Origin of the sequence: Aminomonas paucivorans DSM 12260 (assembly GCF_000165795.1) — a bacterium.
In the GTDB taxonomy this organism is placed as follows: domain Bacteria; phylum Synergistota; class Synergistia; order Synergistales; family Synergistaceae; genus Aminomonas; species Aminomonas paucivorans.
On record NZ_CM001022.1, the window covers coordinates 513,470 to 535,224 of the forward strand.

General features: G+C 69.0%; 23 protein-coding genes. 9 read left to right on the top strand and 14 right to left on the bottom strand.

Annotation, left to right across the window (positions count from 1 at the left end; translation table 11 throughout):
• The first annotated feature begins 98 nt into the window (after positions 1-98).
• Entirely contained in the window at positions 99-956 is an 858-nt protein-coding gene (locus APAU_RS02250) for a HesA/MoeB/ThiF family protein (RefSeq protein ID WP_006300042.1), read from the top strand.
• Here the strand turns inward: APAU_RS02250 and APAU_RS02255 are convergent.
• The 5 genes from APAU_RS02255 to APAU_RS12425 form a co-directional block, all read right to left on the bottom strand.
• Positions 943-1,845 (bottom strand): sensor domain-containing diguanylate cyclase, encoded by a 903-nt coding sequence (locus APAU_RS02255; RefSeq protein WP_006300043.1) that lies wholly within the window; start codon positions 1,843-1,845, stop codon positions 943-945. The genes APAU_RS02250 and APAU_RS02255 overlap by 14 nt on opposite strands.
• A 91-nt stretch (positions 1,846-1,936) precedes the next feature.
• The gene (locus APAU_RS02260) at positions 1,937-2,515 is read right to left on the bottom strand and encodes a DUF1847 domain-containing protein (protein ID WP_006300044.1); all 579 of its coding nucleotides are present in this window, start codon (positions 2,513-2,515) and stop codon (positions 1,937-1,939) included.
• Between the two features lie 88 nt (positions 2,516-2,603).
• Complete coding sequence (locus APAU_RS02265; RefSeq protein ID WP_006300045.1) at positions 2,604-4,337, bottom strand: dipeptidase; 1,734 nt, start codon at positions 4,335-4,337, stop codon at positions 2,604-2,606.
• Positions 4,338-4,396: 59 nt separating this feature from the next.
• Entirely contained in the window at positions 4,397-4,909 is a 513-nt protein-coding gene (locus APAU_RS02270) for an ImmA/IrrE family metallo-endopeptidase (RefSeq protein ID WP_006300046.1), read from the bottom strand.
• 9 nt (positions 4,910-4,918) lie between these two features.
• Entirely contained in the window at positions 4,919-5,323 is a 405-nt protein-coding gene (locus APAU_RS12425; protein ID WP_006300047.1) for a helix-turn-helix domain-containing protein, read from the bottom strand.
• 139 nt (positions 5,324-5,462) lie between these two features.
• On the opposite strand from APAU_RS12425, the gene APAU_RS02280 reads away from it, so the two are divergent.
• From APAU_RS02280 to APAU_RS02310, 7 genes are all read left to right on the top strand, one after another.
• Complete coding sequence (locus APAU_RS02280) at positions 5,463-6,860, top strand: phenylacetate--CoA ligase family protein (RefSeq protein WP_006300048.1); 1,398 nt, start codon at positions 5,463-5,465, stop codon at positions 6,858-6,860.
• Positions 6,861-6,876: 16 nt separating this feature from the next.
• Positions 6,877-8,232: a hypothetical protein gene (locus APAU_RS02285; protein WP_006300049.1), complete on the top strand. Its 1,356-nt coding sequence runs from the start codon at positions 6,877-6,879 to the stop codon at positions 8,230-8,232.
• A 219-nt stretch (positions 8,233-8,451) separates the two neighbouring features.
• Positions 8,452-8,670: a DUF1659 domain-containing protein gene (locus APAU_RS02290; protein WP_006300050.1), complete on the top strand. Its 219-nt coding sequence runs from the start codon at positions 8,452-8,454 to the stop codon at positions 8,668-8,670.
• Between the two features lie 22 nt (positions 8,671-8,692).
• Positions 8,693-8,899 carry a DUF2922 domain-containing protein gene (locus tag APAU_RS02295; protein ID WP_006300051.1) on the top strand — a complete coding sequence of 69 codons (207 nt, stop codon included), beginning with the start codon at positions 8,693-8,695 and terminating at the stop codon, positions 8,897-8,899.
• Positions 8,900-9,087: 188 nt separating this feature from the next.
• Positions 9,088-10,362 (top strand): ISL3 family transposase, encoded by a 1,275-nt coding sequence (locus APAU_RS02300; RefSeq protein WP_006300052.1) that lies wholly within the window; start codon positions 9,088-9,090, stop codon positions 10,360-10,362.
• A gap of 31 nt (positions 10,363-10,393) precedes the next feature.
• The gene (locus APAU_RS14825; protein WP_006300053.1) at positions 10,394-10,609 is read left to right on the top strand and encodes a YvrJ family protein; all 216 of its coding nucleotides are present in this window, start codon (positions 10,394-10,396) and stop codon (positions 10,607-10,609) included.
• Positions 10,606-10,935: a YcbK family protein gene (locus APAU_RS02310; RefSeq protein WP_006300054.1), complete on the top strand. Its 330-nt coding sequence runs from the start codon at positions 10,606-10,608 to the stop codon at positions 10,933-10,935. Before APAU_RS14825 ends, APAU_RS02310 begins: the two co-directional genes overlap by 4 nt.
• Positions 10,936-11,172: 237 nt before the next feature.
• On the opposite strand, the gene APAU_RS02315 is transcribed toward APAU_RS02310, so the two are convergent.
• Both APAU_RS02315 and APAU_RS02320 read right to left on the bottom strand, forming a co-directional pair.
• Positions 11,173-11,418: a HepT-like ribonuclease domain-containing protein gene (locus APAU_RS02315; protein ID WP_006300055.1), complete on the bottom strand. Its 246-nt coding sequence runs from the start codon at positions 11,416-11,418 to the stop codon at positions 11,173-11,175.
• Positions 11,408-11,704 carry a nucleotidyltransferase family protein gene (locus APAU_RS02320; RefSeq protein ID WP_006300056.1) on the bottom strand — a complete coding sequence of 99 codons (297 nt, stop codon included), beginning with the start codon at positions 11,702-11,704 and terminating at the stop codon, positions 11,408-11,410. Before APAU_RS02320 ends, APAU_RS02315 begins: the two co-directional genes overlap by 11 nt.
• A 550-nt stretch (positions 11,705-12,254) precedes the next feature.
• Here APAU_RS02320 and APAU_RS02330 point away from each other — a divergent pair.
• Complete coding sequence (locus APAU_RS02330; protein WP_006300057.1) at positions 12,255-12,812, top strand: hypothetical protein; 558 nt, start codon at positions 12,255-12,257, stop codon at positions 12,810-12,812.
• Positions 12,813-12,848: 36 nt separating this feature from the next.
• On the opposite strand, the gene APAU_RS12430 is transcribed toward APAU_RS02330, so the two are convergent.
• From APAU_RS12430 to APAU_RS02365, 7 genes are read right to left on the bottom strand one after another with little or no spacing between them, the layout of a single operon-like run.
• The gene (locus APAU_RS12430) at positions 12,849-14,249 is read right to left on the bottom strand and encodes a diguanylate cyclase (protein ID WP_006300058.1); all 1,401 of its coding nucleotides are present in this window, start codon (positions 14,247-14,249) and stop codon (positions 12,849-12,851) included.
• A complete protein-coding gene (gene cheB, locus APAU_RS02340; RefSeq protein WP_006300059.1) occupies positions 14,246-15,313 on the bottom strand; it encodes a chemotaxis-specific protein-glutamate methyltransferase CheB in 1,068 nt (355 codons plus the stop codon). The genes APAU_RS12430 and cheB overlap by 4 nt, the downstream gene beginning before the upstream one ends.
• 24 nt (positions 15,314-15,337) lie before the next feature.
• Positions 15,338-17,542, bottom strand: a complete 2,205-nt coding sequence (locus APAU_RS02345; protein WP_006300060.1) for a hybrid sensor histidine kinase/response regulator — start codon at positions 17,540-17,542, stop codon at positions 15,338-15,340.
• A 39-nt stretch (positions 17,543-17,581) separates the two neighbouring features.
• On the bottom strand, positions 17,582-19,264 hold the full coding sequence (locus tag APAU_RS12435; protein WP_006300061.1) for a HAMP domain-containing methyl-accepting chemotaxis protein: 1,683 nt from the start codon (positions 19,262-19,264) through the stop codon (positions 17,582-17,584).
• On the bottom strand, positions 19,261-19,848 hold the full coding sequence (locus APAU_RS02355; protein WP_006300062.1) for a chemotaxis protein CheW: 588 nt from the start codon (positions 19,846-19,848) through the stop codon (positions 19,261-19,263). The genes APAU_RS12435 and APAU_RS02355 overlap by 4 nt, the downstream gene beginning before the upstream one ends.
• A 33-nt stretch (positions 19,849-19,881) precedes the next feature.
• Positions 19,882-21,276 (bottom strand): CheR family methyltransferase, encoded by a 1,395-nt coding sequence (locus tag APAU_RS02360; protein ID WP_006300063.1) that lies wholly within the window; start codon positions 21,274-21,276, stop codon positions 19,882-19,884.
• Entirely contained in the window at positions 21,273-21,683 is a 411-nt protein-coding gene (locus tag APAU_RS02365) for a chemotaxis protein CheW (RefSeq protein WP_006300064.1), read from the bottom strand. The genes APAU_RS02360 and APAU_RS02365 overlap by 4 nt, the downstream gene beginning before the upstream one ends.
• Positions 21,684-21,755 lie beyond the last annotated feature (72 nt).

The window sequence follows — 21,755 nt, forward strand, 5'->3', positions numbered from 1 at the left end:
GGATCGATCTTCGGGCTCCCGGGAAGGGGTTGTCAAGGACCCCCGGCCTTCGGGAGGGGGCCCGCGCCGGGGGGAGACGTGCCGGAGGAGGGCGGAGCATGGAGATGCGGGATCTGTGGGCCCGGGGGGAAGAGCGGGACGGGGTGGTCCTGGTCCCCCTGGGGGCGGTGCGGGAAGCGGCTCGGTGCTGGGGGGTGTCGCCTCGGGAGGCGGAGATCCGGGTCCTGGAGGCGGGGGCCTGCCCCGCCCGGTACGAGCGGAACCTGGGGACCCTGGGGCGGGAGGGGCAGCTTCGCCTGCTTCGGTCCGCCGTGGCCGTGGCGGGGTGCGGCGGCCTGGGGGGTTACCTGGCGGAGCTGCTGGCTCGGGCGGGGGTGGGGCGGCTCGTCCTGGCGGACGGGGATGTCTTCGGGGAGAGCAACCTGAACCGGCAGCTCTGCTGCACCGAGGCGGACCTGGGGCGCCCCAAGGTCCGGGTGGCGGCGGAGCGGGTGGGGCGGGTCAACGGGGCGGTGGAGGTCCGGGTCCTGGAGGCCTACGTGGACGAGGCGGGAGCCGATGCCTTCCTGGAGGGCTGCGATCTGGCGGTGGACGGCCTGGACAACCAGACCGCCCGCAGGGTCCTGCATCGGGCCTGCGGGCGGCGGGGGATCCCCTTCGTCCACGGGGCCATCGGGGGGTTCTGGGCCCAGGTGGCGGTGTTCCGTCCCGGGGAGCCCTCCCTCTGGGATCTCTGGGGGGACGGTCCCGACCGGGGGGTGGAACTGCGGACGGGCAACCCCCCCTTCACCCCCGCCCTGGCCGCGGCGGTGCAGGCGGCGGAGGCGGTGAAGCTCCTGACGGGAGTCGGGACTCCCTTGCGGGGAACCCTGCTCTGGTTCGATCTGGCGGAGGGGACCAGCCAGCCTCTGCGGTACGCCCCGGAGAGCGGAAGCCCCGGGGCTACCCGAAGCTGACCCGGTTCCGCCCCTCCTGTTTGCTGCGGTACAGAAGCCTGTCCGCCCGGGAGACCAGCAGTTCCGGGGAGTCCTGGAACTCCGCCAGGGTGACCCCGCAGGAGACGGTGACCTGCACGTCCGAACCGTCCTCTCCCCGGCAGGTGGAGGCCTCCACCAGGAGGCGCAGTCGTTCCGCCACCTCCTTGAGGGTGGGGGCGTCCACGTTCTTGCAGAGCACCAGGAACTCCTCTCCTCCCCATCGTCCCACCACGTCCCAGTTCCGAAGATTTCCCTGGATCGTCCGGGCTACCATGGCCAGCACCTGGTCCCCCGTGGCATGTCCGTACCGGTCGTTGACGTTCTTGAAGTGGTCGATGTCGAAGAACAGCACCCCGAAGGGCCAGCCGTTTCCCTGAAACTCCTCCGTCCAGTCCTTCAGGGTGTCCTCCAGGTAGCGCCGATTTCCCGTCTGGGTGAGGGGGTCCAGGTAGGCCATCCGCTCCAGGATGGAGAGTCGGTCTTCCCGGGTGATGTGGTTGGTGGCGTCCTCGAAGATCTCCACCCCTCCCACCACTTCCCCCGCCCCGTTCCGCAGGGGAGCGGTGCGCACCTGCACCGGGACCCGGTGTCCGTCCTTGTGGTGCAGGTACACCAGGGTTTCCCGGACCTTCCCGTCGGCGATGGAGGCCGCCAGGGGGCACAGGTTGCGGCAGAGGCTGTTCCCCTCCCCGTCCACGTGCATCAGGATGTCCTCGGAACAGGGATGCCCCAGGACCTCCTCGGCGCGAAAGCCCGTGAGCTGTTCCGCGGCGTGGTTCCAGTAGGTGATGGTCCGGGTGCCGTCGGTGGTGTACACCGCGTTCAGCAGGTGGTCCAGGATGTCCTTGTAGTCGTGGTCCCTCGTCATCCCTCGTCCCTCCCTAGGGGGTCCGTGCCCCGATGTTCGTCACCATGCTAACACATGGAGGAAGAACCGAGGAGACGAGGGGAACCGAAGTTCAGGGACGGCTTTCCTCCCGTCCCAGCTTGCGCCGGATGTAGGGGCAGGTGAGGGCCGCCACGGGGTTGTGTCCCAGCCTCCGGTCCTTCACCACCAGGGGCACCGTCCAGGCCTTGGAGTGACGAAGGAACAGGGCGTCGTGCCCCACGCAGAGCCCCATCATCAGGTTCAGCTCCGTCCCCGCCTCCTCCAGAATGCGGGCCTGTTCGACGGGGTTGCAGGACACCGCCCCCACCTTCTGGCTGGAGGGCACCTCCAGGTCCTCCTTCAGGAGGCCCCCGGTCTTGCAGCACACCGTGGTGAGGCGGAACTCCTTCTCCAGGATCTCCGCCGCCCAGACGGCTTCCTGGAACAGGCCCACGCAGAAGGCGATCCCCAGGTGGTGGACCCCCAGAACCCGGGCGAACTCCACAACCTCGTCGAAGCGGCACAGGTCCCCGTAGAAACGGGACTCCACCTCCCCCGCCGCCTGGAGGATCCGTCTCTCCTCCCGGTCCAGGTAGGCCTTCTCCGGGTCCGAAGGGACGCAGGGGTTGCCGGTGGAGCAGGGGTGGTCGGTGCATCGGTCGCAGCGCATGTCCATACCTCCTCATGATGCGCGGGGGAGGAACGTCCCTCCCCCGCGGTGGTTCCCGTTCCGTCCCGATGGATTCGGGGCTCTGCCCTCAGGGCTTGGGGGCGTAGGTGGTGGGGCCGGAGCGCCACTCCGTCCCGTCCAGCCAGTTCCGGGGGTACCCCAGGGGCTGGGCCATCTTCCCCGGCTCGTTGAGGAAGCCGTCGTTGTAGCGCACGATGAGCCGGTCCGCGAAGGCCCACCAGTCCGCCACGGTCCTGTCTGCCCGGGCCCGGTCCGCCCGGGTCAGGAAGTCCCGGGCCTTGGCGGGGGAGGTCCGGTGCAGCGCCAGGGCCTTGCGGTCCTGTTCCTCCAGGGAGCGGAGGAACGAGGCCTCCATGCCGTCCCGCTTGGCGGCGATGTCGGCGTGGATCCGGTCGTAGCGAAGCCACGCCCAGTGGGCGGTGAAGTTGAAGGCCCACCAGGCGGCCTTGCGGTTGAAGACCTGGGGGTCCACCACCTGGAAGGACGGGGGCAGGTCCCGCACCCCCACGTGGAAGGGGATGAAGCAGGTCTCCGAGGGCTTGTCCGGCCCGATCCAGCACACCCCCCCGATGGGGTCGGGCAGCCAGCTCCGTCCCTGGCAGAGGGTGGTGTAGCCGCAGTAGGTCACGGAGATGGGGCGTTCCCAGGCCCCGTCCAGCTTGCGCTTCGGGTCCCCCACGTCCCCCTGCCCGTCGTAGGGGCCGTAGAACCGGTCCGGGTTGCCGAAGGGCCCCGCCCCGACCCCCGCGGTGAGGTCGAAGGGGGTGCCCTCGTAGTGGTCCCGGAAGAGGGCCGCCACGTCCCGCAGGGAGAGCTTGCGGTCCGGCTTCACCGAGAAGGGGTAGGCCCGGGTGGTGCCGCACTCCACCCAGGGAGAGAAGCCCCGGGAGGGAGCTACCCGGTCCAGGACCCGCCACACCCGCCGGAGGGAGTAGTAGGGGTGGTTGTACTCCCCCAGGCTGGCGACCTTCAGCCAGTCCAAGGGGCCGTCCTCGGGCTTCCAGAGGCCGTGACGCCTCGCCGTCTCGAAGAGCTTCGACCCGATCATCAGGTCCGGGTCCTTAGGGTCCACGTCCCGGATGCGGAACTCGTTGGCCGCCACGAAGACCTCCCCGTCGGGCACCCGCCGGGCCACCCAGAGCCCCCCGGTCCCGTCGGGGGAAGGAGCCATCTCCATCACCCAGGCCTCCTGGGGGTCCGCCACGGGAAGGGTCTCCCCGGTGCCGTAGTAACCGTAGGTCTCCAGCAGATTCCCCATGAGGCGCACCGCCTCCCGGGCGGTGCGGCACCGCTCCAGGGCCACACGAGACAGCTCGGAGGAGTAGAAGATCCGCTTCCCCGGCTCCGGATCCAGGTTCTGCCGTACCCCGTCGGTGCACTCCCCGAACATGAGCTGGTGTTCGTTCATGATGCCGTAGGAACCGTCGAAGTAGGCGTAGGTGTGGGGCACCTGGGGGATGAAGCCCAGAGGCACCGAGCGCAGGGCCGCCGGGCCGCCGTAGGCGGGGGCCCGGTCCGGGTCCACCAGTCGGGGGGTCAGGAAGCACCGGAACTTCGGAAACTCTCCCAGGGCCACGGCGCTGGCGTACACCGGGCGCCTGGCCCCCTTGGGGTGGTCCGCCGCAGGGACGTAGACGATGCGCTGGTCGCAGAGATCGTCGTCGTCCGAGTGGCCCACGAAGGTGGAGCCGTCGGTGGTGGCTCCCACCGTGACGATCAGGGTGGTGCAGGCCCAGACGGGGGCCGCCGAAAGGACCGCGGTCAGGGCGAGGAGCAGAAGGGTGCGTTTGCCTGCCTTCATGGGAATCCCTCCTTGGGGAATCGGTCGGCGTGCAGGGTGGCGGGGGGGTAGCCCCCCCGTCAGGGGAACAGGGCTTCCACGGAGCGGTCGGGGGGAGGCTCGGTCTTCGGGGAGGGGAGGCACCCCAGCCGAGCCAGGCGCAGTCCCATGGCCTGCCGGGATACCCGAAAGCGCCGGGCCAGGACCAGCTCCCTCTGCCCGGGGGGCAGGAGGAGGGCGGAATCCCGACGCAGGGCCCAGGCTGGCATGAGCAGCTCCGAGGCGAAGTCGTCCGCCTCCCGCTCCTGCCAGGCCAGCCGGGGTCGTCCCGGGAGGACCGGGGCGTGTCCCAGCACCAGATGTCCCAGCTCGTGGGCCGCGGTAAAGCGCCTCCGGGGCGGGGGCATCTGGGCGTTCAGGGAAAGGGTCACCCGCCCCGCGAGGCGGGAACAGGCGGCGTCCACGCCCCCGGAGCCGTGGAGGTACACCCGAATCCCCAGGGACCGGAAGAGCCCGTTCAGGTCCACGGGGATCTCCGTCAGGATGCCCCCCGTCCAGAACCGCCTCGCCGCCAGGGCTCCCCTGCGCGTCATGGGCCCTCCCTAGAGGGCGTCCTCCCGCCTGTGGCGGCGCAGCGCCTCGTCCGCCTGCCCCAGGGCCAGCTTCAGGTGGTCCGCCAGGAAGCGGCGCTCCTCCTCCGTCAGGTCCCCCGCCTTGCCGGAGAGATGGCGCAGATAGAGGGCCACCTCCGGATGCTCCCGCACCGCCAGGTCCAACAGGTCCTCCAGGGCCTGTCTCTCCGGCCGGGGCGTCTCCTCCGCCAGCTCCGCCAGGGGACACCCCAGGACGGCGCTGGCCCGGCGCAGCAGGTCCAGGGAGCAGCCTCGCTCCCCCCGCTCGATGCGGCTCAGGAAGGCGGCGGAGATGCCCATCCGCTCCGCCAGCTCCTTCTGTTCCAGGCCCCGAGCCTTGCGGGCCTCCCGGATGCGGGATCCCGTGGAGTCCATCCCCTTCCCTCCCCCTTTGTTTCGTCTCCCCCGCATCATGGTCCCTGGCGTTTCCCGCGTCAAGAAAGGGTCGGGGAGGCGAAAATCCCGGATTTCGGGTAGGATCGTCTCATTCGCCATCCGAACGGGAGGGATGTCCATGACCTTCGAGGAGCTTTACCGCATCGCCGCATCCAGGGTTCCCGCCTACCGACGCTTCCTGACCCAGCGCCTCGGCTCCGTGCCGGAGGTCGTCTCCCGGGAGGACTTTGCCGCCCTTCCCCTCACCTCGAAGAAGGACTACGTGAAGGCCTTCCCCCTGGAGGACCTGTGCCTGGACGGCACCCTGGAGGGCAAACACGTCCTCTGCCGCAGCTCCGGCAGCACCGGCAAACCCACCTACTGGCCCCAGATGCCCGAACAGGAACGCTACGTGGCGGACTACCTCTACACGGACCTGGACGAGGACCTCCAGATCAGCCTGCGCCCCGCCCTGGCCCTGGTGGTGTTGGGCCTGGGCTCCTGGATCAGCGGGGAACTCACCACCTGGGGGCTGCGCACCCTGGGGATCCAGAAGGGACACCTCACCCTGGCCACCCCGGGGATCAACCTGGAGGAGGCGGCGGAGATCCTGGAGGAGTTCGGCCCTCGCTTTCCCCAGACGGTGCTCTACAGCTACCCTCCCTTCGCCAAGCGCCTCCTGGAGATGGCCTCGGATCGGGGAGTGGACCTGTCGGTGCTGCGGGTGAGCCTGCGCCTCGCCGGGGAAGGGTATTCGGAGCGGTACCGGGATCACGTGAACCGCCTGCTGGGGTACCCGGAGGGGCACCTCACCTCCGTGGTCTCCGGCTACGGCTCCACGGACTTCGGCAGCGCCGGGAAGGAGACCCCCCTCTGCGTCGCCATCCGTCGGGCCCTGTACGAGGGGAACCTGACGGAAAAGGTCCTGGGGGTGCCGGACCTTCCCTCGGTCTGCCAGTACGACCCGGCGGCGCACCTCCTAGAGGTGGTGGAGGGGGAACTGGTGGCCTCCAAGTACCAGGCGGTGCCCCTGGTGCGCTATCGCAGCGGCGACCGGGGGGAGCTGGTCCCCTTCCGGGAGATGATGGCCCGGCTGGCCGACGCGGGGGTCGACCCCCTGCGGGTCCTGGAGGAGCGGGGGTGCCGGACCGACCGGGTCCGGGAGCTGCCCTTCGTGCTGGTGCACGGCCGCATCGACGGAGGGGTCACCTTCTTCGCCGCCAACATCCTGGTGGGGCAGGTGCAGGGGGCCCTGGAGACGGACCCGGTCCTGGCGGGAGCCTTTACCGGGGCCTTCCAGCTTCGGTGCGCCGAGACGGAGGATCTGTCCTCGGTCCTGGAGATCCGGGCGGAACTTCGTCCCGGGGCCACCGCCCCGGAGGACGGAGCGCCCCGCCTGGCCCGGGAGCTGGCCAGGCGCAGCACCGAGTACGCCGCGGTCTGGGAGAGCAACGGAGACCGGGCCCTGCCCCGGATCGTCCCCGTGGAGCCCGGCAGCCTCTACTCCAGCACCAAGGTCCGCTACCTGGACCGGTAGGGAGCCCCCCGTCCCCGTGACCTCCTCCCCCTCCACCCCGTCCCTTCGAGAGCACCTCGCGTCCCCCGTCGCCGCCCTGGCGGCGGGGGTGCTGGCGGGGTTTGCCCTCCGAACCCTCCCGGGAGCCTGGAACGCCGCCGCCTTCGGGGCCGGACTGGGCCTGGGGCTGACCTGGATCCCTCGTCCCGAGGAGGACCCGGGAGTCCTCTTCCTGGGAGGGCTCCTGGGGCTGTCGGGGTGGGTCCTGGCCTTTGTCCCCCTGCCCTGGATCTCCCTTCCCCTCTCCCTCTTCCAAGGCGTGGCCGTGGCCCTGCTGGCCCGCACGGGACTGGGGGAGGGGCCCATCCCCGAGGAAGGGGACGTCTCGGGCTGGGGACCCCTGGGAGCCGGGGCGGGGGTCCTCCTCTCCCTCCTCTCCCCGGGGGTCTTCCTGTGGCTGGGGGGGCTGCTGGCCCTCCTTGCGGTCCTGGGCTTTCTGGAGGAACGGCGCCCGGCGGCTCCCCTTCCCGAGGGGGAGACGGGTGCCCCCCTTCTCCCGTCCTCCCCCCCCGGCCCCCTGCGCCTTCCCGGGGCGGCCCTCCTGGTGGGGGGCTTCTTCCTCGTCCTCGTCCGCTCCTGCGACCTTCCCTCTCCCGGAGGGGCTCGGGTGCTGCTTTTGGCCCTGTGGGGGCTTCTCCTCTGGATGGGGGTCTTCCGGTGGGGGATCTTCTCGGCCCTCTGTTTCCGCCACCGGGCCTTCGTGGGAGGGGCCGTCCTGGCGGGGGGAAGCGCCTTCGTCCTGGCCGGCGCGTCCAGCCTCCTGAACGGGCTGGGGGGGCGTCTTTTCCCCGGTGGGGGAGGGGGTACCCCGGAGTTCCTGCTCCTGGGGCTTCTCCTGGGAGGGCAGGGGGTGGTCGCCCTGCTGGACCGGTTCCCCCGCCTCCTGGTGGCTGCGGGGCTTGCCCTGGGAGCGGGGGCCCTGGGGGGGCTCTCGGGAATCTGGGGTGTCCCCTCCCCGGGGATGTGGGGCCTGGGCTGCGGGGCCTTCGGCCTGGGGTTGGGCCTGGTTCTGGAGTCCTCCTGGCGCATCGCCTCCGGCCCCCTGGGGCCGGTGCACCGGGCCTCCGCCCTCCGCTGGTACGCAGCGGTGCTCCTGGGTTCCCTGGGGGCGGGGCGCATCCTCGCCCCGGCGGAGTTCCTCCGGACCTCTGCCCTCTTCCTTCGCCAGATGGGGAACCGCCTCGACGCCCCCTTGCCCTCCCCGGACCTCCTCCAAGACCTCCTGGGGCGAGGAGCGGAACAGTTGGCCTACGGCCGCTGCCTGGCTCTGGGGGTGCTCCTGCTGCTGCTCCTCTTCCCCCTGCTTCGCCTCCTTCCCTCGCACCGCCGCTGACTCCGAAAGCTGACAAAGGGGAATCATATTTGACTGCTTGACAACTATGGGTTGTCGAGTTAGGCTGTGTTTGCCTTGAAGGCAAACCGGCTCTGCCGGAACCGAGGGAGGAGAGAACCGGGCCCAACCTCCTTCGGGGCGCTCATCCCGCCCGCGCAAGCGGGAGAAGGCGCCGACCTATCCCGGGGATGATCCCCGAATCCAATGGAGGTGGCACCTATGGCAAGCTACAACACCCTGAAGAGCAGCATGTCCCTGGTACTGGACCTGGGGGTGGGACCGGACGGCAAGGGCAAGAGCAAGACCGTCACCCTGTCCCGCCTCAAGGCGAGCGCCACCGCCGATGCGGTGGACGCGGTGGCCGACGCCCTGTCCCCCCTTCTGGCCTATCCGGTTCTGGAAGTGCTCAAGACCGACACCGACGGCGTTGCCGATTAGTCGACAAAGGGAGGAATGAACGATGAAGACCCTTCGCATGGAGTTTTCCACCCCCGAGGGCAAGAGCTTCCTGCTCTCCCTGCCCAATGCCAAGGACGGCCTGACGGAAGTTGCCGTGCAGACCGCCATGAACGCCCTGGTGACGCAGAACGTGTTCACCAGCACCCTGTCCGCTCCCACGAGCGCCGAGGTGGTGGACCGCACCGCCACGGTGCTCTTCGGGGCCTAGCCCCTCGTCTGGAGGGCCGTCCCCACCCGGGGGCGGCCCCCCGGGTCCACCGAAAGGGCTCCTCATCATCCCGTATGGGCACCCTCGGAACAGGGTCTTTGAGGGCTGGCGCGATACGGGTTTGGTGCTAGCATAGAGTTCAAATTTCATGAGGCCTCTTCATGGTTCTCTCACAGGAGGACGGATTCATGCGCAAGGCGCGAAAGAGCAGCGGCAAGGAAGTGACGGACTTGAACCAGCTCTTCCTGGGTTTTCTGGGCCTGGAAGAGCCCTGGTTCATCCAGTCCATCGAATGGGATCCCCTGGAGGGACGGGTGGACCTGCACGTCTCCTTCCGGGAGGGCACCCGATTCCCCTGCCCGAAGTGCGGGGGTTCCCATCCGGTTCATGACTGCCTGGAGCGCACCTGGCGCCACCTGAACCTCTTCCAGCACAAGACCTACCTTCACGCCCGGGTCCCCCGAACGGAGTGTCCGGAACATGGAGTCCACCAGATCGCCGTCCCCTGGGGAGAGGAACGGAGCGGCTTCACCCTGCTCTTCGAAGCCTTCGTGATGGAACTGGCCCCCCTTCTTCCCGTGAAGGAGATCTCCCGCGTCCTGGGGGAGACGGACACCCGACTCTGGCGGATCATCCGCCGGCACGTGGACCGCTTCTTGGCCACCCAGGATCTTACGGGGCTGCGCAGGGTCGGGGTGGACGAAACCTCCTACCGCAGGGGGCACAGGTATGTCACCGCCTTCGTGGACCTGGACCGGGGACACGCCATCTGGGTCACGGAGGGGAAGGGCAAGGCCGTCCTGGCGCGGTTTGCGGCCTACCTGACCTCACGAGGTGTCGCCCCCTCCGTCATCACCGACTTCACCCTGGACATGTCCGAGGCCTTCATCCAGGGGATCGGGGAGAACTTTCCCCAGGCCCGCCTGACCTTCGACAAATTCCACGTCATCAAAATGATGAACGAAGCGGTGGACCAGGTCCGCCGAGAGGAACGCCGGGGTGCCGAGGAACTGACGGGAAGCCGCTACCTCTGGCTTTACAACCCCGAAAGTCTCTCGCCCAAGCAGCAAGCAGCCCTCACCGCCCTGCTTGCCTCAAAGAACACCCGCAAGACCCAAAGGGCCTACGCCCTGAAGCTCCTCCTGCAGGAGTTCTACGAGAAGGTCCCGCGCTGGGGGACCGTGTGGCTGAAACGCTGGTACTGGCGAGCCAGCCACAGCCGCCTGGAACCGGTCAAGAAGCTGGCCCGAACCATCAAGAATCACTGGGAGGGGGTCCTGAATCACATCCGAACCGGGATCGACAACGGCATCCTGGAGGGACGCAACAGCCTCTTCAAGGCCGCCTCGGCGAAAGCCCGAGGCTACCGCACCTCCACCTATGCGGCTCTGAGCTATTTACTGGTCAACGCTAAGATGCAACTGCGGTTTCCTGGGCCCCGGGAAGCAGCCCATACGGGATGATGAGGAACCCACCGAAAGGAGGTACGCGCCCATGGAGGAACTGCTGAAGGCGACGGGCCAGACGGCCTTTCCCGTGGCGGTGGCGGCCTTCCTGCTGGTTCGCATGGAAAGCCGCATGGAGGCCCTCACCCGGGCCATCGGAGAGCTTCAGGCCATCCTCACCCGGGGATGCCTGCTGGGAGGCGGACCGATCCGGGAAGCAACGGGAGAAGCTCCTCCCAGATCGGTGCGGGGGGAGGGGGGATGAACCGGCGGGGCATCCCCGAACGGGAGGACCTGCGCTGCCGATGCTGCGGCGCCCTGGTGCTTCACGAGCCCCTCTACGGGGCACTGCGGGAGCTGGCTCGCCGCTGGGGCGGGGTGCGGGTCACCAGCGGCTACCGCTGTCCCTCCCACAACCGGAGGGTGGGGGGAGTTCCGGGCAGCCTCCACACCCGGGGGCGGGCGGTCGACCTGGCCTGCCCCGCCTCCCGGCAGGGGGAGCTGTTGGCCCTGGCGAAGGAACTGGGGTTCGACCAGCGGATCCCCTATCCCTCCCGGGGTTTCGTCCATCTGGGATGGCGCCGCAAATGAGTGCCGCCCCCCGGGCCACAGGCCCGGGGGGCGGCACGTTCCCGTGTCGGTGCTTCCCTCCGTCCTACGCCCCGGACCGAGGGGGCCAAAGAGCATCTAACCGGGGGGCACTCCACCACAAGAAGATCCTCCTCGTGGACCGTGACCCTGTCTCCAGCACATCGGTTCAGCTCCTGCGCGAAGGTCCTGTTCCCGTCCGGTCACCCCACAACCTGACGAAAACGTGTTCTCCCGTTCTCATGTCTCCACTGTATTCAGTAATCTAAAATCCCCCCATTGCGGGGTCGAATGATCGTCGAAAAGGCACCCATCCGGCACATGGGACGCCGCCTCACCTAGAATTGTGAGTTGGCGGATGACCGCATCGTAGGTCTTCTCGTCCGCAAGAAACCCCTCGAAGGTCAAGCCCTCGACATAGTCCCCGATTTTATGCGCTGCATGAAGCATGTCTTGAAGGCGGAACGCCCACTTTCTATGCAACATGGACGGCCTCCTTGAGAATCTCTTCTTTGAGGGCGGGGTGAAGCGCATCGGGGGTACCCAGGTCCACCTTCATGCCCAGCAGGGTGCTCAGTTCGTTTTTCAACCGGATAAATTCAAACAGCCCCACAGCCACGTTCGGTTGAAACTCCACCAGGAGATCGATGTCGCTGTCCGGCCCAGCCTCACCCCGCACAACCGAACCGAAAACGGATAAAGAACGTACGTGGTGTTGAAGCAGCAATGCATTGTTTTGGCGTAGGATGTCTCGGACCCTGTCGATGTCCATGGAACCCCTCCTTGTCGGAGCCCGTGACGTTGATCCCAGAACGGTTTGCTTGAACGAACCTGCCAGGTGCCCGCCTTCGCCCTCCCCGCAGAGACGGAGCCTTCGGCAAGGGGGGCATGAGGCCGTCCGTTCTGGACGGCGAATTCCTTTGGTCCCCCCCGATCGCGGGGGATGTGCTTCCCGCCTTCCCTGGCAGGATGGCGGCGGCGTTCCTCAGAGTTTTCCTTGCCATGGTTGTTTCCTCCATTGTAGCGGAGGTTCTGTTTGGGGCCTATGAGGCGATACGCCTGGCCCCGGAGTCGCGGGGTTTGAAGCGGGCCACGAAATCCTCATTCTCGTAATCGATGCCCTTGGAGGAAAAACCCAACGCTGATCCTGCACCATCCTCCCCGCTCTCTTCATCAGAAGAGGAGGGGCTGGACGGGCCGGGGCGAGATTGACCCCGCCACCGGGAAGGTGTATCTTAGGTACCGTATGTTGTATTTAATTTTTCCGTCGCCTCCTTCCGGCGCTGCTGCGGGAGGATTGGAGGGGCGGGAAAGGGGTCGTCATGACGGAGCAGGAGGCCCGAGAGCTGCGGGAGAAGCGCCTTCTGGAGGCGCTGGAGCAGAAGCATGAGGTTCTGGCGGGACGAAGGAGCGTCGTCCTTGAGAGGCTGGAGGCGTGGCGCAAAGACCAGGGCGCGGGAGAATCCCCCTTTCCCCTGGAAATGCGGGATTTGGCGGGATTCTTCGGGAAGACCCCGTGCACCTTGGAGCGGGACGTGAGCCTGATGCGGCAAAGCAGACAGCCCTACTGGAAGGACCGGTTGGCCCGGGTGGAGCGGTTCGGGGAGGTCCGGCGGGTGGCGAGGCAGCGAAGCTACGCTCTGGGCATCGTCCCCCTGTTGGGGGATTTCAGGGAATACCGCTACCTGCGCCGTTTGGCCTTTCCCACCAACGGTCGTCCCAAGCCCGCGGAGGAGATGGAGCGCCTCTGGGCCTGGTGGAGGGAGCTGAAGGTCCGAGCCGGGGAGGACCTGGAGTGGATGGATCGGGTGTCCGTCCCCGGGTGTCTTGAGCCCGAAGCCCCCGAGCCGGTGGTGGCGAGGTTGCTTTCCCTCGTCTAGGGGGCCTCGGGGAGCGCCCGGCTTCCGGGCCGGCTTCTAGCGGGCTTCCGAGCCCTTCCGAGCGATCTTGTCCTTGTACATGCGCTTGTCCGCCGTGTCCATCAGGTCTTCCAGGGACAGGACCTCCCCTGGGGCCTTGGTGGCCAGGCCCATGCTCAGGGCCAGCCGGTAGGGGCGGGAAGTCCGTTGGTTGACCGTTTCCAGGGCCGTTTCCAGGCGGGTTCGGAGGGTCTCCACCTGGTCCGATTCGTCGCAGAGCAGGAGCACCGCGAACTCGTCCCCCCCAATGCGTCCGATGAGGTCCGAAGCCCGGAAGGTCTCCTTCAGGGCTTCGGCGGTGTCCCGGAGGACTTCGTCCCCCTCGTCGTGTCCCAGGGTGTCGTTGACGTGTTTGAAGCCGTCCAGGTCCAGGAAAAGACAGGCCAAAGTCTGCCCCAGGCGGGCCGCCAGTTGGAGCCGATCCTCCCCCAGGGTCATGAAGCCCCGGCGGTTGTACAGCCCCGTGAGGTAGTCCGTCAGCGCTTCCTGCTTGAGCCGTTCCCGCATCAGCGCCGTCTCCGTGACGTCCCGGAGGGTGGCCAGGGAGACCAGCTCCCGGTTCCAGGTGGAGCCGGTGACCCGCAGGTCCGCGATCAGGGGGGTCCCGTCGGGGAGCACCAGGGAGACCTCCCGTTTTTCCTCCGTCAGGGGGAAGGGGAAGGCCGTCCCCTCTCGGACCGCGTCCCCCAGAAGCAGATGCGCCGCCCCGTTGGCGTACCGCACCAGCCCGTCCTGTCCCACCACCGCCACCGCGTCCTCCAGGTTCTCCAGCAGGGTGCGGAAGTTCTCCTGGAGCTGCTTGGCCTCCTCCCGGGCGTCCCGGGTCTCTCCGTTGAGCCGTTCGATCTGCTCGGTCTGCATCACCGCCGCCTCGAAGGTGGACAGGAGCAGGTCGATGATCTGCATCCGGTCCGCAGTGAGCTTGTGCCGTTCCCCCGCGAAGAAGACCTCCACGGACATCTGGGAGTGTCCCTCCCGGCGGAGTTCCTGGTTTGAGAGGATGTGCCGAAGCCGACGGAGGAGGTATTCCTCCCCGTAGGGTTTGGTGAGGAAGTTGTCCGCCCCGCAGTGGAGCCCCCGGATGATGTCCTGGGGGTCCGAGAGGGAGGTGAGGACCATCACGGGGATCTCCCGAAGGGCCCGGTCCTCCTTGATGCAGCGGCACATCTCGAAGCCGTCCATGCGGGGCATCATCACGTCGGTGATGATCACCGTGGGGCGCTGCTCCCGGGCTGCATCCAGGCCCGCCTGGCCGTCCCGGGCCACCCGGACGGCGAAGCCGTTCTCCCGCAGGACCCGCTCCAGCCGTTTGGCCTGGGTGAGGCTGTCCTCCACCACCAGGATCTCCGCGTTCCGGAGGGTGTCGGCGTGGCCGATCAGATCGTCCCGTTCCATCATGGTTTCGTTCCTCCTTCGCGCGGCGGCGCGTCGTCTTCGTCGGGTCTTCGGGCCAGGGCGGCCAGGGCTGCGGCGATGCGTTCCGGGGGGAGCACCTGTTCCGCCCCCGCCAGGCGCACCGCCTCCCCGGGCATGCCCCAGATGAGGGAGGAGGGGGCGTCCTGGGCGAAGGTGGTCCCTCCCCGATCCCGGAGGAGCCGCATCTCCTGGGCCCCGTCGGTGCCCATGCCGGAGAGGAGCACCGCCGCCGCGTCGCCTCCGAACCGTCGGGTCACGGAGCGGAAGAGCACCGAGGCGGCGGGGCGCACCCCGTGTTCCGGAGGGGCCTGGGTGAGGAGCACCCGGCAGGACGGGTCCAGCTCCAGGTGGGTTCCCGCAGGGGCCACCAGGACCTGCCCCGGGATCAGGTCGTCCCCTCGTCGGGCCAGCCTCACCCTCAGGGGGCCGCTGCGGTCCAGCCAGTCCGCGAAGCCCTCCTCGAAGCCCGGGGTGATGTGCTGCACCAGCAGCAGGGGCAGGGGGAAGGCGGCGGGCAGCCGGGGCAACAGGACCTTGAGAGCCTGGGGTCCCCCCGTGGAGGCTCCTACCGCCACCACCTGAAGCTCCTCGCTCCGGAGGGGAGGAAGGCGTTTCGGTGCCCTGTGTCGGGGCGCGGGAAGCAGGACCCGGACGGAGGCCGCCCGTCGGACCTTCGCCGTCAGTTCCTGGGCATAGGACTCCAGGGGTTCCCCGTCCCGGGGCTTGGGGAGGATCTCCAGCGCCCCCGCGTCCATGGCCCGGAAGGTCAGGTCGATCTCCTCGGGGGACCAGCAGGCGCTGACCACCACGATGGGCAGGGGGGCGGTTCCCATGAGGCGCCTCGTGGCCTCCAGTCCCCCCATCCCGGGCATCTGCACGTCCATGATGACCACGTCGAAGGCGTCGGGCTGCCTCAGGACCCGTTCCACCGCCTCCTCTCCCGAGGAGGCCTGTCCCGTCACGCGGATCTCCGGGTCCCTCTCCAGCAGGTTGCCCAAGAGCTTGCGGAAGACTTCCGAGTCGTCCGTCACCAGCACCCGAATCATGGGTTCCCCTCCCTCTTGCGGATGCTACAGAAGGCGTCTCACGGCGTCCAGCAGGTTCCCCTGGTCGAAGCCCCGTTTGACGATGTAGGCGTCCGCCCCCACCTCTGCGCCCCGCTCCCGATCCTCCCGGGACTCCAGGGAAGTGACCAGCACCACCGGCAGTTCCTGGAGCCGGGGGTCCGAGCGGATCCGGGCGGTGAGGTCGAACCCGGACATCCGGGGCATCTCCACGTCCGAGACCACCAGGTCGAAGGAGCCCTCCCGCACCAGGTTCCAGCCCTCTTCCCCGTCCACCGCCGTGGTCACCTCGTGCCCTGCGGCGCTCAGGATGTTGCGCAGCAGGGTCCGGGAGGTGATGGAGTCCTCCACCAGAAGCACGGAGGGGCGGCGGTCCTCCTCCCGGGAGGAACCGGCCCGGACGGAGGCTTCCCCCTCCAGGGCGGAGCGGATCAGGTCTCCCGCGTGGAGCACCGGGACCACCTCCCCGGAGCCCAGCACCGTGGCCCCCGCCAGGTGACGCACCCGGACGAGCTGGGGGCCCAGGGGCTTCAGCAGGGCCTCCTGTTCCTCCAGGATCTGGTCCACCGCGAAGCCCAGGCGGGAACTCCCCGACGTCAGGACCAGCACGGGGAGGTGGGGGCCTGTTTCCGGTCCCGGAGGCAGTCCCAGGACCCCGCCGAGGCGCGCCAGGCCCAGGGGGATTCCGTCCATCCGGAAGGTCTCCCGGGATCCCACCGAGGAGATCTGGTCCCGGGGGATGCGCAGGACCCGGAGGATGCTGCCCGTGGGGACGAGGAACGAACGCCCCCCCTCCCGGACCAAAAGCCCCCGGAAGGTGGCCAGGGTCAGGGGCAGGGAGAGGAGGAAGGTGGTCCCCACCCCCGGTACGGAGCGCACCGTCACGGAGCCTCCCAGTTTCTGCACCCCTTCCTCCACGATGGCCATGCCCAGTCCCCGGCCGGAGATGTCCGTGACCAGGGGGCTGGTGGAGACGCCGGAGCGGAACAGGAGTCCCAGGGCTGCCGCGTCGTCCAGGGCTTCCGCGTCCTGGGAGGAGAGGACCCCGGCCTTCACGGCGCTTTGCCGAAGGGCTCGGGGGTCGATGCCCCGGCCGTCGTCGGAGAGGACGATCTCCACCCGGTTCCCCTCCTGTCGGTGGACCCGCAGGGAGAGGTTCCCGGCGGGAGGTTTGCCCTGACGGAGCCGTTCCTCCGGGGGTTCCAGGCCGTGGTCCACCCCGTTGCGCAGCAGGTGGAGCAGGGGGTCCTTGAGCCCCTCCAGGATCCGCTTGTCCATGGGGGTGTCCTCCCCGGAGACGGTCAGGGCGGCCTCCTTGCCCAACAGGCGGCACAGGTCCCGGACCACCTTGGGATACCCCTGGAGGATCGTCCCCAGGGGAAGCATCAGCACCCCCTTGGCGCTCTCCATCAGGGAGGAGAGGGACCGATCCGCCGCCAGCAGGTCCCGGCGCATCTCCTTGCGCAGCCGACGCAGCCGGTCCTGCAGGTCCTCCATCCGGGCCCGGTGTTCCTCCAGAAGGGGGCGCAGGGCCTCTTGTCCCGAGGAGGACTTCAGGGCATGGAGGGTCTTCTCCCAGCCCTTCCGCCAGGGGAGGCAGCGGGAAAGGGCTTCCTCCACCTCCCCCAGGCGTTGGGCCAGGGAGAGCTTGAGGGAGAGCAGATCCTCCGCCTGGAGCAGCAGGGAATCCAGCTTCTGGGTCTCGATGCGCACCGTGTCCCGGTTTGCCCGCAGGTCCCCCGAGGGAGCCTCCGGCGAAGGGGCTTCCGGTTCCTGGAGGGCGGGAGGGGGCGTCTCCTCCTGGGACGGGGCTCGGGGAGGGGAGGCTCCCAGGCAGAGTCCCTCCAGTTCCCGGGCCAGCCCGGGGGAGGTCCCGTCGTCCCGCCCCGCCACCAGCTCCCCCAAGGCGTCGGCGGTGCGGTGGAGGAGGTCGAATCCCGAGGGATTCAGGTGGAGGAGGCCCTTGCGCATCCCCGACAGGACGGACTCCAGGGGCTGGCAGAGGGAGGCCACCCGGGGAAGCTGCACCGCGTGGGCGGCGCCTTTCATGCTGTGCACCGCCCGGTACACCGCCTCCCTGGCGGGGCTCTCCGGGTCCTTCTCCAGATCCAGGAGGCCGGACACCACCGTCTGGAGGTGTTCCGCCGCCTCTACGGCGAAGTCCCCCCGCAGCTCCTCCAGAAACTCCGGGGACAGGTCGGAACCGCTCATGCCGTCCCCCCTCTCTCGGGGGCTTCCTCCGGTCCCATGTCAGGCCCGGTAGCGCTTCATCAGGTCCAGAAGCCCTTGCCCCAGATCCCGCAGGTGGCGCACCGTGTCCTCCAGGTCCTTCATCCCCGCCACGTTCTGGGACCCCGCTTCCCGGATGCTCCCCATGGCCTGGGTCACCTGGTCCACCCCGACGAAGAGGTCCCGGTTCGCCGCGGCGATCTGCGCCGCCAGCTGGGCGGTGTCGGTGAGCTTGCGGCTCATGGTGAGGATGGAGTCCTTCACGGGGCCCGCGTTCTGGATGCCCTGTTCCACCGCCTTGCTGCCCTGCTCCGTTGCCATCACCGCCGCGCTGGTGGCCTTCTGGATGTCCTGGAGGATGCGCTGCACCTCCTTGGCCGCCTGCTTGGACTGTTCCGCCAGGTTCTTGATCTCCTGGGCCACCACCGCGAAGCCCCGTCCCTGTTCCCCCGCCTTGGCGGCCTCCACCGCCGCGTTCACCGCCAGGAGGTTGGACTGCTCCGCCAGGTCCTCCACGGACTGGGTGATCTCCCCGATCTCCTGGTTCTGCTCGCTCAGGCGCACGATGGTTTCGGCGATGAAGCCCATGCGCTCGTGGATGCGCTGCATCCCCTCCACCATGGCCTCCGTGGCCTTGTGCCCCGTCTGCACCGATTCCAGCCCCTTCTGGGAGGTCTCCGCCACCTCCCGGGCCTTGCGGCTGGTGTTCTCCGCGGTGGCGCGCACCTCCTCCATGGTGGTGGAGCTTTCCGCCACGGAGGCCGCGGTTTCCTCGGCGGCGGCGGTCACCTCCGCCACCGTGGCGGACACCTGGGCGGAGGAGGAGCTCAAGGCGCTTGCCGCCCCGCTGATGGCCTCGATCTGGGTCTGCATGCTCGCGATGAGCCCTTTCAGTGCCCGGGCCAGGTCGCCGATTTCGTCCCTCCGGGCAGCCAGGACTTCCGGGACTTCCCCGGTGAGGTCTCCCTGATCCAGGCGTTTCAGCAGTTCCACCCCCATCCCCAGGGGGCCGGAGATGCTGCGGGTGATGGCCAGGCCCACCAGAAAAGCCACCAGCACGGCGCCCAGCAGGGCGAAGAGGGTGGTGTGCCGGACGGTCTTCGCCCGATCCAGGTCCGTTCGGATGAGCTTTTCCGTGTTCCTGCGGTTATTCTGGCTCAAATCGTCCAGGGTCTTGCCCATAGCGTCGGAAAGGGGCACCAGGCGTTGCACCCGGAGCTGGTAATCCTGGAAGAGACGGCGGCGTTCCGTCCGGTTGGGGGCCTCCAGGATGCGCCGCATCGCCTGTTCCAGCTCCGCGTGCTGGGCTCTCCATGCGGGGTACTGGGTCTTGAGGGTGGCCACCAGCCCCCGTCCCCGGTCGCTCATGCGTACTGTGGACAGGAGGACCTGCCATGCCCGGTCCATCTCTCCCCATAGAGCGGGACGGTCCTCAAGAAGGGTCCGGAAGACCGTCTCCTGGTCCGCCTGTTTCTCCGAGGTGCCCGCCTCGTATACCTCCGTGTGGACCTTCATGCGCAGGTAGTTCAGGTCTCCCAGGGCGCGCAGGTCCGGGATGCGGTTCGTGATGATGAAGTCCATGTCCCCCGTCAGCTTGTCGAGCCCATACAGCCCCAGGGCCCCCATCCCCACCAGGGCGACCAGCAGGATCCCGAAGCCCAGGGCCAGTTTTTTCCCGATCCGGACGTGCTGCAGCAGGTTCATCGTCTTTCCTCCCCTTCCCTCCGTGTCGTCGTGTTCCCGCCCGGGTCGGGCGCGTCGTCCACCACCAGGGACGGTTCCGCCAGAAGGCGCGCCCCGTCCAGCAGGATCAGGTCCTCCCAGATCCCCAGGATCAGCCCCCAGGGGTCCCCCGTCCCCGGGGGGGCGGGGCGGATCTGTTCCACCGGAACCCGTCGGGTTCCCAGAAGCCCCTCCGTCACCAGGCCGAACTCCATTCCCTTGCCCCGGAGGATCACCCCCATCCGGGCCTCCTCCTCCCGGGGCATGTGGAGGAGCACCCGAAGGTCCACCAGGGAGACGAGGGTTCCCCGGAGGTTCAGGATGCCCGCCACGAAGGGAGGCGTCCCCGGCAGAGGGGTGACCCCCCGCAGGGGGAGGACCTCCCCCACGTGGAGCGCCCCCACGGCGAAGGGCTCGCCCCCCAGGGGGAAGGCCACCACGTCCAGCAGTGCCCCCTCGGGCGCCGGGGGCTCCTCCCGGGCGAGGCGCTCCGCCCGCTCCCGGAGGATGCGGGCTCGCCTAAGGGACGGGGAGTCCTGTCCCGGAGGATGCATCGGATGGTCCACGGCGGATTCGCTCCTTCCTCGGCGTTTCGGGGGTCATCGCGGGGCGATGTGGAGCAGTTCCAACAGGGCGGAAGCGGTCAGCCCTCCCGACTCGGGGACGACCTCGTCCTCCGGCAGGGCCAGGAGCAGCTCCCGGGCGTTGCGCAGGTGTCGGGCCTCGGACTCCCGATCCGGGGCCAGGGAGGCCAGGGCGTGGTGGGCCGCCACGAAGGACGGGTCCAGATACACCGCCCGCCTCAGGGCGTTGCGGGCCTCCTGGGTCGCCCCCCGTTCCTGGTGGATCACCCCGCTCAGATAATAGGGCGTCGGGTCGGTCCTGTCCCGCTCCATGGCCTGGGAACACAGGCACAGGGCCTCCTCGTGGAGCCCCGCGTCCGCCTTCTGCCGGGCGGTGGCCAGGAGGTCCTCCTCCGGGGAGGGGGGGAGGGGGAGTGGGGCGGGTTGCGGGGGGGAAGGGGGCAAAAACAGGTCCTCCTCCGGACCGAAGGGGAGGGCCGTCGGAAGCTCTTCCGGAAGGGGAGGGGGGAGAAACCCCTCCAGGGCGTACTCCCGCTCCCGGGGCGTTTCCCCCGAGGCTCTTCGGGAGGGGTGGAGGAAGGTGCTCGTCCTTCCCAGGGGGTGGAAGCCGAAGCCCTGGACCAGGGGGGCCTCCGCCGGGGCCACCACCAGCCACCCCTCCGGAGACAGGGTCTGCCGGAACAGGCTTAAGACCCGGCGGATCGCCGCCTCCTCGAAGTAGATCAGCACGTTGCGGCACAGGATCACGTCCCCGGGGCGACCGTCCGGGAAAGGGGACGCCGGATCCAGGAGGTTGCCCTCCCGGAAGGAGATCCCCTGGCGGAACCGGGGCTTCACCGAGCGGACCCCCTCGGGGAGGCGCGTGAAGAACCGTTCCACCCAGGGGGAGGGCACCCCTCGGAAGGACCAGCGGGTGTAGTGTCCCTTTCGGGCCTTGCGCAGCGATCGGGGGTTGAGGTCCGTTCCCAGGATCTCCAGCCTCTCCGGGGGCAGAACCTCCTGGGCCAGCATGGCCACCGTGTACGCTTCCTCCCCGGAGCTGCATCCGGCGCACCAGATCCGAACCGTCCCGCCCCGTCGGGCCAGCTCCGGGAAGACGCGGTCCCGCAGCACCCCCAGGGTCTCCATGTCCCGGAAGAAGTAGGTCTCCCCTACGGTGAGGTGGGGAGCCAGCCGGTCCGTATCCTCCCGGGAGAGGGGAGAGGCGGCCAGGCGGGAGAGCAGCTCCCGGAGGGGCTCCCCCTCCTGCCGGGCCAGCTCCCTCAGGGCCCGCCACAAGTCTTCGGGGCGTCTTCCCCGTCGAAGTCCCATGGCGGATTCCACCCGGTTTCCCAGGATGGCCAGGTCCCCCGCGCACTCCAGGGGGGGGCACAGGTCGGCGGTCTCCGGGACGGGGTTCTGCTGGGTCACGGGGCTTCGGTTCCCCCGGGGGCGAGGAGGGACGCCAGGCTGTGCAGGAGCGTCAGTTCCGCCCCGTCCCCCAGGGTCACCCGGGCGTCGGGGGTCTCCGGGACGGCCCGGCACCGGGGAGAGGAGACCCCCTCCACGGCCTCCACCAGGAGGGCCCGAAGGGCTCCCTGGAAGCGTACCAGCAAAAAGCGGTCCGACAGCTCCAGCTCCCGGGAGGGCAGGCCGAAGCGTCGGCGCAGGTCCACCACCGGGGCCACCTCGCTTCCCACCTTCACGGCTCCCCGCACGTCCGGAGGAGCGTCGGGGAGGGGGGTGACCTCCGCGGCGGGCACGACGCGCTCCACGTCCCCCACCGGGAGGGCGTGGCGTCGTCCCGCCACCAGGAACACCAATACCGGTTCGTCCACGTCCGAAACCCCCTTGAGGAAGGCTGCGTCCCCATCGGTTTGCCCAAGCCGACGCCATTCTAGCGCGTCCGG

Coding starts and splice junctions, on each gene's coding strand:
- APAU_RS14825 (WP_006300053.1), top strand. CDS start 10,394: ATGGAGGAACTGCTGAAGGCGACGGGCCAGACGGCCTTTCCCGTGGCG.
- APAU_RS02280 (WP_006300048.1), top strand. CDS start 5,463: ATGACCTTCGAGGAGCTTTACCGCATCGCCGCATCCAGGGTTCCCGCC.
- APAU_RS12430 (WP_006300058.1), bottom strand. CDS start 14,249: ATGATGGAACGGGACGATCTGATCGGCCACGCCGACACCCTCCGGAAC.
- APAU_RS12435 (WP_006300061.1), bottom strand. CDS start 19,264: ATGAACCTGCTGCAGCACGTCCGGATCGGGAAAAAACTGGCCCTGGGC.
- APAU_RS02270 (WP_006300046.1), bottom strand. CDS start 4,909: ATGACGCGCAGGGGAGCCCTGGCGGCGAGGCGGTTCTGGACGGGGGGC.
- APAU_RS02255 (WP_006300043.1), bottom strand. CDS start 1,845: ATGACGAGGGACCACGACTACAAGGACATCCTGGACCACCTGCTGAAC.
- APAU_RS02315 (WP_006300055.1), bottom strand. CDS start 11,418: ATGTTGCATAGAAAGTGGGCGTTCCGCCTTCAAGACATGCTTCATGCA.
- APAU_RS02330 (WP_006300057.1), top strand. CDS start 12,255: ATGACGGAGCAGGAGGCCCGAGAGCTGCGGGAGAAGCGCCTTCTGGAG.
- APAU_RS02310 (WP_006300054.1), top strand. CDS start 10,606: ATGAACCGGCGGGGCATCCCCGAACGGGAGGACCTGCGCTGCCGATGC.
- APAU_RS02345 (WP_006300060.1), bottom strand. CDS start 17,542: ATGAGCGGTTCCGACCTGTCCCCGGAGTTTCTGGAGGAGCTGCGGGGG.
- APAU_RS02320 (WP_006300056.1), bottom strand. CDS start 11,704: ATGGACATCGACAGGGTCCGAGACATCCTACGCCAAAACAATGCATTG.
- APAU_RS02260 (WP_006300044.1), bottom strand. CDS start 2,515: ATGCGCTGCGACCGATGCACCGACCACCCCTGCTCCACCGGCAACCCC.
- cheB (WP_006300059.1), bottom strand. CDS start 15,313: ATGATTCGGGTGCTGGTGACGGACGACTCGGAAGTCTTCCGCAAGCTC.
- APAU_RS12425 (WP_006300047.1), bottom strand. CDS start 5,323: ATGGACTCCACGGGATCCCGCATCCGGGAGGCCCGCAAGGCTCGGGGC.
- APAU_RS02295 (WP_006300051.1), top strand. CDS start 8,693: ATGAAGACCCTTCGCATGGAGTTTTCCACCCCCGAGGGCAAGAGCTTC.
- APAU_RS02265 (WP_006300045.1), bottom strand. CDS start 4,337: ATGAAGGCAGGCAAACGCACCCTTCTGCTCCTCGCCCTGACCGCGGTC.
- APAU_RS02250 (WP_006300042.1), top strand. CDS start 99: ATGGAGATGCGGGATCTGTGGGCCCGGGGGGAAGAGCGGGACGGGGTG.
- APAU_RS02290 (WP_006300050.1), top strand. CDS start 8,452: ATGGCAAGCTACAACACCCTGAAGAGCAGCATGTCCCTGGTACTGGAC.
- APAU_RS02300 (WP_006300052.1), top strand. CDS start 9,088: ATGCGCAAGGCGCGAAAGAGCAGCGGCAAGGAAGTGACGGACTTGAAC.